The organism is Xanthobacter sp. NM-59 (assembly GCF_021401125.1).
Lineage (GTDB): Bacteria > Pseudomonadota > Alphaproteobacteria > Rhizobiales > Xanthobacteraceae > Xanthobacter.
Window position 1 is genome coordinate 1 of sequence record NZ_JACBFQ010000015.1, and the last position, 12468, is coordinate 12468.

Below are 12468 nucleotides of genomic sequence, written 5' to 3' on the forward strand. Positions count from 1 at the left end.
CTGCGCGGCGCGGGCGGGCGGTGGTGCTGCCGGACGCGGAGGCGGAGCGGGGCGGGCCGCCGCCGGTGGAGGCGGCGCATCGGTGGGAACGTCACCTTGCACGCGCATGCCGCCCCAAGGATCGGCAGATTGCGCATGGGCCAGGGTGGCGGCCAGCAAACCCGCGGAAAATACCGTCCAGCTCGCGAAACGAGAGCGCCCTCGCCTCATGGTGTGGGCGTCCGCAGCAGGATTTCGATGCGCCGGTTCTGCGGTGCATTCGGATCGTCGGCGTTCTTCAGGTCGCGGTCCGCGACGCCTTCGATCTTCACGACCCGCTTCTCGTCCAGCCCGCCGCGCACCAGCATGTAGAGCGCCATGTGCGCGCGCGCCGAGGAAAGGCGCCAATTGTCATACGTCTCGGAGCGGAACGGACGGCCGTCGGTGTGGCCACGAAGACTGACGGCACCGGGCCGCTTTTGGAGTGCGCGCGCGATCTGCTCCATGGCCCGCACCAGCCGGCCGTCGGGAATGGCGGAGCCCACCGGGAACATGGTGTAGTCGATGTCGTCGGTGAGGTCGATGACCAGCCCCTCGGGCGTGGCCTTCACGCTGAGATTGGGGGCATGGGGGCCGTTGACAGCACCGGCGAGAACGCTCTTGAGCTCGCCCTCGAGCGCGTTGGCGGCATTGTCCTGGGCGGCCGCCTGCTGAGCGGCCTTGTCGCCGCCACGCGCCACGCCTTCGCCCTTCGCCTTGGAGCCGGTGCCGTCACGGCCGGCAGCTCCGGACGCGTCGCGCGCGGCCCGCTCCTGGGCAGCCTTCTGCTGTGCGTCACGCGCCTGCTGGGCTGCGGTAGCTTTCCAATAGGTGGGGTCGAACGGATCGCGCGTCACGTCACCGGCGCCGGTGCCCGGCGAGCCTTCACTGCCGGACGAGGGCGGGGGCTGGCCGCCGGGGCTGGGGTCGGAATCGTGGGCGAGCTGCTTGAGCACCGCATAGGGATCCTGGAACGCGGCGCGCTCCTTGTCGCCCTGCTGCCGGTCGTCGCCGGCCCCGGTGCCGTGACCGACACTGTTCTTCAGCGCGGACTGCTCTTTCCCGTCGGCGGATGTTCCCTTGTCGGAGTCATCCTTGGGGTCGTGAAGACCCTTCACGTCGCTGACATTCTCGGCAAGGTCGACGGGATTGAAGTAATTGGCGATGGCCTTGCGGGTTTCGCTGTCGGTGACGTTGATGAGCCACATGATCAGGAAGAAGGCCATCATCGCCGTCATGAAATCGGCGTGCGCAACCTTCCAGGCGCTCGAATGATGCTCGGATTCTTCCTCTTCATACCGCTTGATGATGATGAGGTCGCCGTGGTCCTTCTTGTCAGCCATGGGCGGCTCCTTCATCCACGGCCGTGTCGGGCTCTGCTGTCAGCAGGCGGGCCCAGGCACCCAGGCGCGTCTCGATCAGGGTATCGCCGCAGGTCGCCTCGATCTCCACCCCGGCGCCGGGGTGGAACGCGATTCCCTCGGGCGCGCCAAGGCGCTCCTTCAGCTCCGCGAGCAGATCTTCCGGGCCGCGCACGGTGATAACCGGCTGGTTCGCTTCAGGCGGCAACGGCCGGTTCAGCAGACCGCCAATGGCTTGCCGCGCCTCCTCGAGAGCACGGTTGCGCATGGCCTCGCCCACGAAGGGCAGCAGGATGCGCCCGAGCACGTCGCTGACCCGCTTTTCCAGGGCGCCGAAAGCATCGGTCATGGTCGCTGCGAGGCGGTCGGCTTCGGCCGCCGTCCATTCGGCGCGGGCGGTCGCCATGTGCTCGCTCATGGTGATCTCGAAGCGCTCGCCGTCTTCCCGCCGCGCGGCCTCGCTCGCGGCGAGCTCGGCCTTCAACTTCGCGGTTGCATCGCGCACCGCCTGCGACACGGCAAGGCTCACCTCCTCCTGGCTGAAGGTCGGGGCTGCCGGCTTGGGCTGTACGGCGGAAAGGGACGGTGCCTCGCCCCCGGGCCGCTGCCGCGGGGCGCCGCCCTGTCCATCAAGGAGTGCTGGCCCGGTGGTGCCGTCAACGCTGAAATGCGGGAGGTAGCGCGACAAGGTCGGCATGGTCAGGACCGGGCCTCTTGATGAAGCCACTGCCGCAGGATCGCAACAGCCTGTTCCTCGTCATATTCGACGATCTGCTCAAGCCGCTTCTGGGGCGAGCGATTCTTGCGGTTCGTCAGGTCGCCGATGAGGTTGACGGCCTCTTCGTCGCCGGGGGCCTCCAGAGCCGGCGCCGTGGGCGGCGCAGCAATGGCGGGTGCGCCTGCGGGACCGCCGAGCTCGGCCATCGGCTCTGCCGTCAGCATCGCGGTCTCAATGTCCGCAACCGCCTGCTCCACCTCGTCGTGCGGACGAGACAGGATCGCGCGTACCGCAGGGCGCAGGCCGAACCAGATGAGAAGGGCCGCCACCGCAAGGATCGTCAGAGCGTTGATCATGGTTCCGGCCTGACGCAGCAAGAGTTCCGTCCAAGGCAGCGGCGGCACGGGCTCCAGCGCGTGGCCGCCATCGGCGAAGGCGACGGCCGCTACTTTGAGCTTGTCTCCGCGATCCTTGTCATAACCGGCGGCCGAGGCCACAAGCTGCTCAACCTCATAAATCTGCTGTTCCACCGGGATCGCATCCGCACCGGGGGTCCCGGTCGTGGCGGGGGCGGTCAGCCGGTCCCGGTTCACCAGCACAGCGATGGACAGCCCTTTCACCACATAGGCGTCGCGCACCGTCTGCACCGTGCGGCTCGACACCTCGAAGTTGGTCAGCTCCTCGCGGCGGGAGGTGCTCTCATTGGCGTCGGTTGTGGGCTGGCTGGTGGTCTGATTGTTGGGAACGTTCTGCTGGACCGTCGTGGTCGGCTGCTTGGTGCGATTCTGGCTCTCGCCGAGCTCCTTCACCACACGCAACGAACGCTCGACCCGGGACTGGGGATCGTAGGTGGTTTCCTGGGTCGTGACCCGATCCGTATCGAGCCGCGAGGACACGCTGACCTCGAAATTGCCAAGGCCGAGATAGGGGGTCAGGGTGCGGCGGATCTTTTCCTCGACCTCACGGTTCACCTGCTGCTGCAGAGCAACTTTCCGGCCGGTCGAAGCATTGGCGCCATCATCGGAAGAGGAGAGCACCGCGCCCTCGGTGTTGAGCACCGTGACATCGTCGAGCTTCAGGCCCGGCACGGCGGACGCCACGAGGCGGCGAATGGCCTGGGCGGTGGAGGCATCCTCCGCATTCTCGGTCCGGATGACTACGGATGCGGAAGCCTGCTGCTGGTCACGGCGGAAGGCGGCGCGATCGGGCAGCACGATATGCACGCGGGCGGCCTTGACGCCCTTCATGGTCTGAATGGTGCGGGCGAGTTCTCCCTCTAGCGCACGCACGCGGGTCACCTCCTGCATGAAGGAGGTGAGGCCGAACGAACGCACGTCGTTGAAAAGCTCGTAGCCGGTATTGCCAGCCTGCGGCAGCCCCTTCACGGCGAGCAGCATGCGCGCCTTCGCCGTGTCTGAATGGGCGACCATCACCGTGGTGCCGTCTGTATTCACGTCGAACGGAATGCCCGCATCCTTGAGAGCGCCGCCAATGCGGTTCACGTCTTCGCGGGTGAGATTTGCGTAGAGCGGTTCCCGCTCCGGCTGGCCGAGATAATAGACCCCCACGCCGATGGTGCCGACGACGGTCAGGCCGATCAGGCCCAGAGCGACCAGCCGGCGCACACCCAGGTCGCGCAGATTTTGCCACAGGAGTTCGAGCTGCTTCTGGCCGATCATCCGCTGATCTCGTCCACTCCCGCTCCCGCCATGCGCGACGCGCGGCGGTTGCGATGTCCAGGTTCCGGTTGCCGGGGCGGAGTGACTCCAACCCTGGCCTAGCCTCAATGTCGGAGGTCAAACTTGCCTGGGCGTTGCAGAAGCGGAAAACGAAAAAGGCCGCGCTCCAAAGGAGGCGCGGCCGAAATTTCCATTCTGGGGAAGAATGTAAGTATCCGGATTGCCTGAAAGGGCTCCGGTGTTTGTGTAGCCGCCGCACCCAGGAGGGTTGGGCGCGGCGGCCGTTCGATCACTGGAAGAGACGCAGCACGTTGGAAGACGAGCTGTTGGCGATCGACAGCGACTGGATGGCCAGAGACTGCTGGGTCTGCAGGGCCTTCAGGCGGGTGGATTCTTCTTCCATGTCCGCGTCCACCAGGGTGCCGATCGAAGACTTGTTGAGGTCGATCAGGCTGGTGGCGAAGGTCTGCTGGGACTCCAGACGGTCAGCCGTGGCGCCGAGCGTGGCGCCGCCAGAGGTCAGCGACGTGATGGTCTTGTCGACCAGCTTCATGTACGCGGAGATCAGGTTGGTCTGATCGTCCGTGAGGCTCGACACGTCGATGGTCTGCAGGGAGATCGTCGCGGTCTGGGCAGTGCTGCTCGCGTCGACATAGTCGAGCGAGTAGGTGGTGTCCATGAAGCCCTTGACGGTCTCGCCAGAGGTGATGCTGACCGTGAAGGCGTTGCCAAGATCATCGGTGAACGACGAGTCGGTCGCGATGTCGGTGACAGTGTCGTACACGGTGCCGCTGGTGGTCGCAGAGCCGCTCTTGTCATACAGGCGGAACTCGCCGGTATCGAGAGAGGTCGTGGTCACGTTCACGGTAGAGCCGGTGCGCGAGAACGAAGCCAGCAGGCTCTTGCTCTCGGTGAACTCGGAGTCGTTCTGGGAGTCAACCGACAGCCAGTTGTCGCCGGCGCTGCCGGAGATGGAGCTGGTCGCAGCGGTCTTGATGTTCTCGATGGCGGCAGTGATGTTCTTCTGCGCGGCACCGCGGTCGGCGTTCGACGAGATCGAGGCAGCGAGCGCGTCCTTGATGGTCTTCAGGTCTTCGATGACCTGAGTCACACCCTTGGAAGCGGTGGTCACGGCGTTGCTGTCGAGAGCCATGGCGTCCGTCACAGAGCTCAGGGCGCTGTTGTCAGACGTCAGGGTCGTCGCGATCGTCCAGTAGCTGGCGCTGTCAGACGCGTCGTTGATCTTCTTACCGGTCGAGACGCGATTGTTCGTCATCTCGAGGTCGTTGTTGATCGAACGCAGGGTCTGGAGGGCGACCGTGGCGGAGTTGTTGGTGATAATGCTGGTCATGACAAGATGTCCCTCTTCAAAGGTACAACTGAAGATTTTCAGGGGGACATGCCGGATTTGCACCGGAATGGCAGGGCGGCATCATGCCTTTGAAGTTGGATCCGTAGGATCAGCGGCCCACCAGGGTGAACCAATCAACCTGCCATGAATAAAGAATTAGCATGCGAAGCTTGCGCGAAGCAAGCTTCCTAAAAGGCGCGGGCGAAAAAAAGCCGCGCTCCGGAGGGCGCGGCGTGGGGTGTGGGCGGTGACCGCAAGGCATTAGAAGAAGGAGCGCACAAGGCCGCTCACCAGCAGATTCCAGCCGTCGATCAGAATGAAGAAGAGAATCTTGAAGGGCAGGGAGATCACGGAGGGCGGCATCATCATCATGCCCATGGACATGACGAGTGTGGCCACGATCAGGTCGATCACCAGGAACGGAAGGACGATGAGAAAGCCGATTTCGAAGCCGCGCCGCAGCTCGGAAATCATGAAGGCCGGAATCAGCACGCGCATGGAAACCTTCTGCGGCTCCGCCCCGACACCCGGCGCGGGCGCGCCGTTCGCCGGCGGCGCGGCTGGCGTGAGGATGTTCTGGCGCACGGCGATGTCGGTGAACAATTGCAGGTCCTTGCCGCGAACGTGGTCCAGCATGAAATCGCGGAACGGATCCGAGATTCTCTCCAGGGCTTCCTGCTCGGTGATGCGGTTTTCCGTGAGCGGCACCACGCCGTCCTGCCAGGCGCGGTCGAACGTCGGCGCCATGACATAAAATGTCATGAACAGCGACAGTGAGATCAGGACCAGATTTGCCGGCGTGGAGGGAAGGCTCAGGCCGGAGCGCAGGAAAGAAAAGGCGATGATGAAACGCGTGAAGCTGGTTAGCATGATCAGCAGGCCCGGTGCGACGGAAAGCACCGTGAGCACGGCCATCATCTGAATAATGCGCGCGGCAGTGCCGCCCGAGAATTCGGGCAGTACTTGATCAAGGCTGGGAAGTGTCGCCGCCGAGTTCTGCGCGAGCACGGGGGAACTTAGCAGGGCGAGAAGCAGCGCAGATGCGGGAGCCAGCCATGCCGAAGCACGCAGCGTGTGCTGCACGACATTGCGCACCGTCCGCCACTCGTTCACTGCACCACCAGCGTTTCGAGAACGAGCTCGGTGATCTTGCCTTCCGTGCGCGTGCTGGCGCGATCATTCAGGTCTTCGCGCAGCTGCTGCAGGGCGCTCGGGCCCTCAAGCTGGCTGAGCGATAAGGAGCGCATATAGGCCATGATGTCCTCACGCACCTCTGCGGCCGTCACGTCCGGATTGGCGAGGGCGCCATTCTTGAAAACCAGCGCCGCCTCAACGCGGACGAAGGTGGAGGAGGGCGCGGCCAGATTCACCACCAGGGGCTTGAGCTCCTTGATGGTGAGGTCGCCGGAATAGCGCAGCGGCGGGCCTTCCTTATCACTCGTGGAGGACGCGATGCGCGCGCTGACGGAGGCCTCCACCGTGTTACCGAGGAGATAGCCGATGCCCGCACCGGTGATCGCCGCGATGAGGGTCAGCACGGCCAGCGCGATCAGGAGACCGCGACGGCCGCCACCGGTATTGCCCTCTTTATTCTCGTCGGCCATGGCGAATCTTCCTTACCAGGGCGCGGCGACGTCGTAGATGCGCTGGCCCCAGGCCGGCTGCTGCATGTCCATCTGCCGGCCACGTCCGCCATAGGAGATGCGTGCCTCGGCAATCTTGTCATAGGGGATGACGTTGCCAGAGGAGATGTCGAGCGGATTGACGATGCCCGCGATATTCAGCACGCGAACCTCGTAATTCACCTTGATTTCCTGAGATCCGCTGATGATCAGGTTGCCGTCCGGCAGCACTTCCGTGACCACGGCGGCGATGCTCAGGCGCAGCTTTTCAGAGCGGTCGATCGTGCCCTTGCCGTTGGTCTCGGTATCCGAGTTCACGGTGAAGTTGCCCGACGCCGCGCCCGCATTGGCGCCGCGGCCGAAGCCGGACAGGTTGAGCCCGGTGTCGAAGTCGAGGTCGCTCTTCGACTTGCGCGAGCGGTCCGTCGCATTGTCGAACTGCGCCTTGTCGTCGAGGGCGATGGACACGCGGATGACGTCACCCACCTTGGAGGCGCGCAGGTCGCGATAGAGGCTGCCCGAGCGGTTCTGGTCCCAGGTGGAGCGGAAGCTGCGCACCGGCTGCTGCTGGAAGGTCACCGGAACCGGCTCACGATTGGTCTCGAGGCCCGAGCCGAGAGGGCTCAGGGTCGGGCCGGTGAGAAGGTTGTCATGGTCGGTTTGGCAGCCGGCCAAGAGCAGTGCGGCACCGAAGGTCAAGGCAACGCGTATCATCCAGGCCGCCCTTCCTGAGCGCGGCGCGAAAGGCCGACCAGGGTGGAGGTGAGGCGCGCAGCGCGCGCGGGCTCGAACTCATTCAAGATGGCGCTCGCAACCCGGGGGTTCAGCTTGGACAGCAGCGCGGCGGCCATATCTTCGTTCATCGCCGCCATCTGGGCGGCGGCAGCGTCGGGGCGCATCTGGGAGATGACGGCGACCAGAGCTTCATCGGCCTTCTTGAGGAAAGCCTCACGGCGTTGCAGCCAGTCCTGATATTCGGCGCGCTTGGCTTCGAGCTGCGCAATGCGCGCTTCGATTTCCTTTTCCATCGCCGCCAGCGCTTCCTTCTGGCGCGCGAAGCGGGCATCGGCTGCGGCGTCGGCGATGCCACGGCAATACTGGGCCGCCTCGGCATCTCGCGCACCGGATTGCGCGGCCGGGGGCTGGGCGGGCTGGGCCGCCGCAGACCCCTGTGCCGGGGCGCTCTGGGCGTATGCGCGGTCAGCCCCGATGGCGCCGAAGAGGACGGCCAGGGCGAGCAGCGGCGCGCCCCGTTTGGCGACCCGCGCCGCGCGCCGGTCCACGGCGTCGCCGGTGCGGCGAGGCATCACGCCCGTGAACAGGGTGGGCAGCGTGAGGTTCATCATGCACTCCCTCCGTGCTGAGAGCGCCGCTTCTTCCGCAAAGGGTGAGCGACGGATGACTCGTTTTAGGAAGACTGTCTTGCGTGACGCTGACCTTTGGGCGCGTCGCCCCGCTGCAAGGCAGATAAGATGACGTGACCGCGCGCAGCGCCCGGCACGTCATCCTTATCTATTGGAACACAAGCTCCGCCTGCAGCGCGCCGGACGTCTTCACGGCCTGCAGAATCGAGATGATGTCCGTGGGCTTGAGCCCGAACCGATTCAACCCGTTGACCAGGGACTGGAGCGAGGTGCCGCGCACGATGCCGATGGGCCCGCCGCTCTCCTCCGCCGCGATGTCTGTCCGCGGCACCACCACCGTCTCGCCGAAGCTGTACGGCATGGGCTGTGACACCTCGGGCGTTTCCGTCACCTGCACGGTGAGATTGCCCTGGGTGACAGCGAAGGTGGAAATCTGCACATTGCGCCCGATCACCACCGTGCCGGTGCGCTGGTCCACCACCACGCGCGCCGGCGTGTCCGGCTCCACCTGCAGATCGCCGATCTCGGCCAGGAAGCGCGCCGGATTGACCTTGGAGGGGCGGTCCACCACCACGGTGCGCAGGTCCACCTCGCGGGCGAGGCGCTTGCCGTAGCGGGCCTGGGTATAGGCATTGATCACGTCGGCGATGGCGGTCGCGGTGCGGAAGTCGGGATTGGTGAGGTCGAGATAGAATTCCGGCAGCTCGCTGAGGCGCCCGGGCACCTGCTTTTCCACCAGCGCGCCGTTGGCGATGCGACCCGCGGTGGGCACGCCCTGGCTCAGCGTTTCGGCCTGCCCGGTGATCTGGATGCCGGACACCAGCTGGCCCTGTGCCACCGCATAGACGATACCGTCGGCGCCGTTCAGCGGGGTCACCAGCAGCGTGCCGCCGCGCAGGGAGGTGGCATCGCCGAGGGACGCGATCGTGACGTCGATGCGGGTGCCGATGGCGGCGAAAGCCGGCAGATTCGCGGTGACGGCAACCGCCGCCACATTCTTGGCGCGCAGCGCGATGCCCTGCACATTGATGCCCATGCGGTCGAGCATGGATTGCATGGCCTGCTCGGTGAAGGGCGAATTGCGCAGCGTGTCGCCGGTGCCCTGCAGGCCGATCACGAGGCCGTAGCCAACCAGCAGGTTGTCGCGCACGCCCTGGACCGAGGAAATGTCCTTGATGCGCGTCATCGCCGAGGCGGGCAGGCTGCCGAGCCCGCACAGGCCGGCGAGGATGAGAAACGCGAGGCGGAAAAGTCCGGTCATCTCATCTTGATCCTGACGGAACCGTCGGCCTGAACTTCGCCCACGATGATCTGGCCGCTATCCAAATTCTTGAGACGGACGATCGATCCGGCGGAGCCGGATTCGAGCGGGACGGCGTAGCCCGAGATCTGCAGCCCACCTTCCCTCAGCACCACGCGGGCGGTCACCCCCTTGGTGACCATGATCGCGTCGGTGACGGCGCTCATGGGGATCGGCACGCCAGCCGGCAGCACGCGGCGCGCCACCTTGCCGGCCAGGGCCTCGGCGCGTGGAGCGTACATGCCGCTCTCGATCACGTTGCGCGGGGCGGCGCGGTCCGTCAGCACCGCGGAGGTGAGGGCGTCGCCGGGATAAAGGGTGACGTTGGGAACCGGGAGCTTGAGATCCAGGGGCGCAGCTGCGCCGCCATTGCCATTGGGGGGGGCGGCAGGTGCCGCCGCCGGCGCAGCTTCCTTGCTTGCGCGCTCCGCTTCGGCCTGCGCGGCGAGCGCGGAGATGCTCTGCGCCCGGACGGCCGCGCCGCCCAGGACGAGCACCAGTGCGAGCCCGAGACAGGCCGGGAGAAGAGCGCGCGTCTGCATCAGCGGATGCCCTTGGAGACGACACCGGACATGTCGTCGGCGGCCTGGATCACCTTGGAGTTCATCTCATAGGCGCGCTGGGCCTGGATGAGGTTGGTGATCTCCTTCACCGGATCCACGTTCGAGCTTTCCAGGTAGCCCTGGATGACGGCGCCAAAGCCGACATCGCCAGCCACGCCTTCCACCGGCTGGCCGGAGGCGGGCGTCTCGCGATAGAGGTTGTCGCCCAGCGGCTCGAGGCCGGAATCATTGGCGAAGGTGGCGAGCTGGAGCTGGCCGAGCAGCTGCGGCGCGGTCTGGTTCGAGAGCTGGGCATAGACCTGGCCCGACTCGTTGATGACGATGGCGCTTGCATCGGTGGGCAGCGTGATGGCCGGGTTGACGGTGTAGCCGTCTGCCGTCACGAGCTGGCCCGTGGAACTGCGGTTGAAGCTGCCGGCGCGGGTGTAGAGCGTGTCGCCATTGGGGCTCGTGACCTCGAACCAGCCGTGGCCATTGATGGCGACGTCCAGCGGATTGGAGGTCTGGCTCAGCTCACCCTGCATGTGCAGGTTGCGGATACCGATGGTGCGGACGCCGAGGCCGATCAGCGCGCCTTCCGGCACCGGTTCGGCACCGTCCTGGTTCGGCACGCCACGGGCACGTTCGGCCTGGTAGAGCAGGTCGGTGAATTCGGCGCGAGCCCGCTTGAAGCCGGTGGTGCTGATATTCGCGATGTTGTTCGCGATCACCTCGACGTTCGTCTGCTGGGCCGACATGCCGGTAGCGGCGATTGCAAGCGCTCTCATGATGGCTCCCTCGAGACGTCAGATGGTCATCCGGCTGATTTCTTGGTACGCGGCGACAACCTTGTCGCGCACCGAAATGGCGGTTTGCAGCGTCTGCTCCGCATTCATCACGGCTTCCACGACCTGCTGCACGGAGGCGCGGCCGTTGATGCCGGAGATGGAGGCGGACTCGGCCGTCTTCAGCGTGTCAACCGCGTCGGACGACATGCGCGCCAGCATGCTCGAGAAGTCGGTGGAATCGACGCTCTGCGCGCCCTGGGTGGGGGTGGTCGACGAGGTCTCGGTCCGCGTGCTGCGGGTGAGCGAGAGGCCGGACGCCGAAGTGCTCGATGAGGTGAGGCCGATGGAATTGATCATGACGACGTCCTCAGCAGGTCGATGGTCATGGCGACCATGGACCGCGCTTGCTTGATCATCTGCAGATTGGCTTCATAGCTGCGGCTGGCCTCGCGCATGTCGGCCATTTCCACCAGCGGATTGACGTTCGGCACCAGCACCCGGCCCTTGTCGTCCGCGGCCGGATTGCCGGGGTCGTATTCGGTGCGGTAGGGCGCATCATCGATGCCGATATTCTTGACCTTCACCTGCGAGATGCCCATCGCCCGGTCGAGCTCCGAGGAGAACTGGACCGTTTTGCGCGCATAGGGCTCAGCCCCCGGTGTCGACCCGGTGGAGTTCGCGTTGGCGAGGTTTTCCGCAACGATCCGCATGCGGGTCGACTGGGCTTCGAGCCCGGTGCTGGCGATGCGGATCGCGGCCTTGAGGGGATCGATCGGGTTCATTTCAGGCCCGCCAGAATCATGCGGTTGAAGGAACGGACGATGGTGGTGTCGAGGGTGAAGGAGGTGTTGACCTCGTTCGCCTTCAGCATTTCCTGCTCAATGCTCACGCTGTTGCCGGAATTGTTGATGCCCCAGGCGTCCTTGGCGTCACGGGTGCGCGTCTGCGCTTCCGCGGCCGGGGTGCTGATGTGCGTTTCTGAGGTGCGGGCCATCGTCAGCTGTGTCTGGCCGAGCACAGCTTCGAAGGACGCCGTGTCCACGGCCTTGTAGCCGGGGGTGTTGGCATTGGCGATGTTGCCGGTGATGGCGGCTTGGCGCACGGTCGCCCATTGCGAATGGCGGGATGCAAGGCCGAACAAATACAGTGGCTGCATGGCGATCTCCGCGGAACGACTCCCGGTCCGATCTACGTTGATAAGCTCCGCGAACCTTTTGTCTTTCAGACAGGGGCCGCGAGTTCATCTTGATCTTCTACCGGTCGAGGCTTGCCCGAGGCTGATGGCCGAAGCCACCTATGCGGGCATGCGGGAGTCCGCAAGCGCAGCGCGCAGCAACCCGATACCCTCGTCGTGACCGCTGCAGGGCACACGAAAATCAATGCTGTCGATGGCCACGCCTACGGACGTCGCGTCGAACACCAGCTTGAAATAGATCGCGAGACTGTGATGGTGAAACTCAAGGTCCATGCTCACCGTGGGCGGCTGGCCCCAGTCCGAATGGGTCATGGCGTGGCGGCCATAGCGCAGCGAGCCCGGCTTCAGGGAGCGCTCCGCCGACGAGGCGACGATGTCCTCGATGTTGTTGGCCTGGCCAGCATTGATATAGCCGATCAGTAGCCCCGCATCGGTGAAAAAAAGCTCAGCCACGAACTCACGAAGAGCCATGGCCAGCATGGTTTCGAACGCCTGCGTCTCCAGCTGAGATCGCGTTTTCATGGCGAGAA

General features: G+C 65.2%; 15 protein-coding genes. All 15 read right to left on the reverse strand.

Annotated elements, in window-relative coordinates; translation table 11 throughout:
* Positions 1 to 206 precede the first annotated feature (206 nt).
* Positions 207 to 1361: a flagellar motor protein MotB gene (locus L0966_RS20590; protein WP_234053948.1), complete on the reverse strand. Its 1155-nt coding sequence runs from the start codon at positions 1359 to 1361 to the stop codon at positions 207 to 209.
* The gene (locus tag L0966_RS20595) at positions 1354 to 2076 is read right to left on the reverse strand and encodes a hypothetical protein (protein WP_234053949.1); all 723 of its coding nucleotides are present in this window, start codon (positions 2074 to 2076) and stop codon (positions 1354 to 1356) included. The genes L0966_RS20590 and L0966_RS20595 overlap by 8 nt, the downstream gene beginning before the upstream one ends.
* Positions 2077 to 2078: 2 nt before the next feature.
* Positions 2079 to 3776: a flagellar basal-body MS-ring/collar protein FliF gene (gene fliF / locus L0966_RS20600; protein ID WP_234053950.1), complete on the reverse strand. Its 1698-nt coding sequence runs from the start codon at positions 3774 to 3776 to the stop codon at positions 2079 to 2081.
* Between the two features lie 289 nt (positions 3777 to 4065).
* The gene (locus L0966_RS20605) at positions 4066 to 5127 is read right to left on the reverse strand and encodes a flagellin (RefSeq protein WP_234053952.1); all 1062 of its coding nucleotides are present in this window, start codon (positions 5125 to 5127) and stop codon (positions 4066 to 4068) included.
* A 261-nt stretch (positions 5128 to 5388) separates the two neighbouring features.
* On the reverse strand, positions 5389 to 6222 hold the full coding sequence (gene fliP / locus L0966_RS20610) for a flagellar type III secretion system pore protein FliP (RefSeq protein ID WP_370640795.1): 834 nt from the start codon (positions 6220 to 6222) through the stop codon (positions 5389 to 5391).
* Between the two features lie 14 nt (positions 6223 to 6236).
* Entirely contained in the window at positions 6237 to 6731 is a 495-nt protein-coding gene (gene fliL / locus L0966_RS20615) for a flagellar basal body-associated protein FliL (protein ID WP_234053953.1), read from the reverse strand.
* Positions 6732 to 6743: 12 nt separating this feature from the next.
* The gene (locus L0966_RS20620; protein ID WP_234053956.1) at positions 6744 to 7463 is read right to left on the reverse strand and encodes a flagellar basal body L-ring protein FlgH; all 720 of its coding nucleotides are present in this window, start codon (positions 7461 to 7463) and stop codon (positions 6744 to 6746) included.
* Positions 7460 to 8032 carry a hypothetical protein gene (locus L0966_RS20625; protein ID WP_234053957.1) on the reverse strand — a complete coding sequence of 191 codons (573 nt, stop codon included), beginning with the start codon at positions 8030 to 8032 and terminating at the stop codon, positions 7460 to 7462. Before L0966_RS20625 ends, L0966_RS20620 begins: the two co-directional genes overlap by 4 nt.
* Before the next feature lie 229 nt (positions 8033 to 8261).
* Positions 8262 to 9374 (reverse strand): flagellar basal body P-ring protein FlgI, encoded by a 1113-nt coding sequence (gene flgI, locus L0966_RS20630; protein ID WP_234053960.1) that lies wholly within the window; start codon positions 9372 to 9374, stop codon positions 8262 to 8264.
* Positions 9371 to 9955, reverse strand: coding sequence for a flagellar basal body P-ring formation chaperone FlgA (gene flgA / locus L0966_RS20635; RefSeq protein ID WP_234053961.1), 585 nt, complete (start codon positions 9953 to 9955; stop codon positions 9371 to 9373). Before flgA ends, flgI begins: the two co-directional genes overlap by 4 nt.
* Positions 9955 to 10743, reverse strand: coding sequence for a flagellar basal-body rod protein FlgG (gene flgG / locus L0966_RS20640; RefSeq protein ID WP_234053962.1), 789 nt, complete (start codon positions 10741 to 10743; stop codon positions 9955 to 9957). The genes flgA and flgG overlap by 1 nt, the downstream gene beginning before the upstream one ends.
* Before the next feature lie 18 nt (positions 10744 to 10761).
* Positions 10762 to 11100 carry a flagellar hook-basal body complex protein FliE gene (locus L0966_RS20645; RefSeq protein ID WP_234053965.1) on the reverse strand — a complete coding sequence of 113 codons (339 nt, stop codon included), beginning with the start codon at positions 11098 to 11100 and terminating at the stop codon, positions 10762 to 10764.
* Entirely contained in the window at positions 11097 to 11516 is a 420-nt protein-coding gene (flgC, locus tag L0966_RS20650; protein WP_234054019.1) for a flagellar basal body rod protein FlgC, read from the reverse strand. Before flgC ends, L0966_RS20645 begins: the two co-directional genes overlap by 4 nt.
* A 5-nt stretch (positions 11517 to 11521) precedes the next feature.
* On the reverse strand, positions 11522 to 11899 hold the full coding sequence (flgB, locus tag L0966_RS20655) for a flagellar basal body rod protein FlgB (protein WP_234053967.1): 378 nt from the start codon (positions 11897 to 11899) through the stop codon (positions 11522 to 11524).
* Positions 11900 to 12037: 138 nt separating this feature from the next.
* A complete protein-coding gene (locus L0966_RS20660) occupies positions 12038 to 12460 on the reverse strand; it encodes a hypothetical protein (RefSeq protein WP_234053968.1) in 423 nt (140 codons plus the stop codon).
* Between the last annotated feature and the right edge of the window lie 8 nt (positions 12461 to 12468).